Annotated in this window: 2 rRNA genes; both read right to left on the bottom strand. The window is 49.9% G+C overall.

What is annotated here, in order from left to right:
* Positions 1–2 precede the first annotated feature (2 nt).
* Positions 3–117: ribosomal RNA gene (rrf, locus tag FTU91_RS16120) — 5S ribosomal RNA — on the bottom strand.
* A gap of 177 nt (positions 118–294) precedes the next feature.
* A 23S ribosomal RNA gene (locus FTU91_RS16115) occupies positions 295–2594 on the bottom strand; the annotation flags it as partial.

Raw genomic sequence — 2594 nt, 5'->3', positions numbered from 1 at the left:
TGAGCTGGCGATGACTTACTCTCACATGGGTAATCCCACACTACCATCAGCGCTAAGAGGTTTCACTTCTGAGTTCGGGAAGGGATCAGGTGGTTCACTCTTGCTATGGTCGCCAGCACAACTGTTTATGACTTTGCGTTTGGTCTTATTTAGATGCCAATGCTTGGTCAAATAGAATTCATTAACAGGTATATCTGAGCTGTCGTATTTTGTTCTTTAGCGTTCACTAAATCAAGCTGTTTTGCTTAATATCGAATTAATTGATGCTTTATACAACAACTGTTTGGGTGTTGTATAGTCAAGCCTCACGAGCAATTAGTATTGGTCAGCTTCACATATCACTATGCTTCCACATCCAACCTATCAACGTCGTAGTCTTCAACGGCTCTTTAGGAGACATAAAGTCTCGGGGAAATCTTATCTTGAGGTAGGCTTCCCGCTTAGATGCTTTCAGCGGTTATCCCTTCCGAACATAGCTACCCGGCGATGCGACTGGCGTCACAACCGGTACACCAGAGGTTCGTCCACTCTGGTCCTCTCGTACTAGGAGCAGATCCTCTCAAATTTCCAACGCCCACGGTAGATAGGGACCGAACTGTCTCACGACGTTCTAAACCCAGCTCGCGTACCTCTTTAAATGGCGAACAGCCATACCCTTGGGACCTGCTTCAGCCCCAGGATGAGATGAGCCGACATCGAGGTGCCAAACACCGCCGTCGATATGAACTCTTGGGCGGTATCAGCCTGTTATCCCCAGAGTACCTTTTATCCGTTGAGCGATGGCCCTTCCATACAGAACCACCGGATCACTAAGACCTACTTTCGTACCTGCTCGACTTGTGGGTCTCGCAGTTAAGCGCGCTTTTGCCTTTATACTCTACGCGTGATTTCCGACCACGCTGAGCGCACCTTCGTACTCCTCCGTTACTCTTTAGGAGGAGACCGCCCCAGTCAAACTACCCACCAGACATGGTCCTCGTCCCGGATAACGGGACAGAGTTAGAACCTCAATATTACCAGGGTGGTATTTCAAGATTGGCTCCACTAGGACTAGCGTCCCAGCTTCAAAGCCTCCCACCTATCCTACACAAGTAAGATCAAAGTTCAATGTCAAGCTGCAGTAAAGGTTCACGGGGTCTTTCCGTCTAGCCGCGGGTACACCGCATCTTCACGGCGATTTCGATTTCACTGAGCCTCTGCTGGAGACAGCGCCCCCATCATTATGCCATTCGTGCAGGTCGGAACTTACCCGACAAGGAATTTCGCTACCTTAGGACCGTTATAGTTACGGCCGCCGTTTACTGGGGCTTCGATCAAGAGCTTCGCTTACGCTAACCCCATCAATTAACCTTCCAGCACCGGGCAGGCATCACACCCTATACGTCCACTTTCGTGTTTGCAGAGTGCTATGTTTTTAATAAACAGTTGCAGGGGCCTGGTTTCTGTGGCTGCTCTCAGCTCAGGAAGCAAGTTCCATCACCAAAAGCAGCGTACCTTCTCCCGAAGTTACGGTACCATTTTGCCTAGTTCCTTCAGCAGAGTTCTCTCAAGCGCTTTGGTCTACTCGACCTGACCACCTGTGTCGGTTTCGGGTACGATTCCAGTGTAACTGAAGCTTAGAGACTTTTCCTGGAAGTATGGTATCAGCCACTTCACTGTACAAGTACAGCTTGCTATCAGATCTCAGCATAGAGCACCCCGGATTTGCCTAAGATGCATGCCTACTTCCTTCCACCTGGACAACCAACGCCAGGCTGACTTAACCTTCTCCGTCCTCTCATCGCATTACACTGAAGTATTGGAATATTAACCAATTTCCCATCGACTACGCCTTTCGGCCTCGCCTTAGGGGTCGACTCACCCAGCCCCGATTAACGTTGGACTGGAACCCTTGGTCTTTCAGCGAGCGGGTTTTTCACCCGCTTTGTCGTTACTCACGTCAGCATTCGCACTTCTGATACCTCCAGCAGACTTCTCAATCCACCTTCATCGGCTTACAGAACGCTCCCCTACCACGTATACAAAGTATACATCCGCAGCTTCGGCACATAGTTTTAGCCCCGTTACATCTTCCGCGCAGGCCGACTCGACTAGTGAGCTATTACGCTTTCTTTAAAGGGTGGCTGCTTCTAAGCCAACCTCCTAGCTGTCTATGCCTTCCCACATCGTTTCCCACTTAACTATGATTTTGGGGCCTTAGCTGGCGGTCTGGATTGTTTTCCTCTTGACTACGGACGTTAGCACCCGCAGTCTGTCTCCCGGATAGTACTCATTGGTATTCGGAGTTTGCATCGGTTTGGTAAGTCGGGATGACCCCCTAGCCGAAACAGTGCTCTACCCCCAATGGTATTCGTCCGAGGCGCTACCTAAATAGCTTTCGGGGAGAACCAGCTATCACCGAGTTTGATTAGCCTTTCACCCCTATCCACAAGTCATCCCCTGGCTTTTCAACGACAGTGGGTTCGGTCCTCCAGTCAGTGTTACCTAACCTTCAACCTGCTCATGGATAGATCACCCGGTTTCGGGTCTATACCCAGCAACTAAACGCCCTATTAAGACTCGATTTCTCTACGGCTCCCCTATTCGGTTAACCT

The sequence above is a fragment of the Acinetobacter sp. YH12201 genome (assembly GCF_013418145.1).
GTDB lineage: Bacteria > Pseudomonadota > Gammaproteobacteria > Pseudomonadales > Moraxellaceae > Acinetobacter.
The sequence above is the reverse complement of the archived record's forward strand: the minus strand, read 5'-3'. Positions and strand labels throughout refer to the sequence as shown.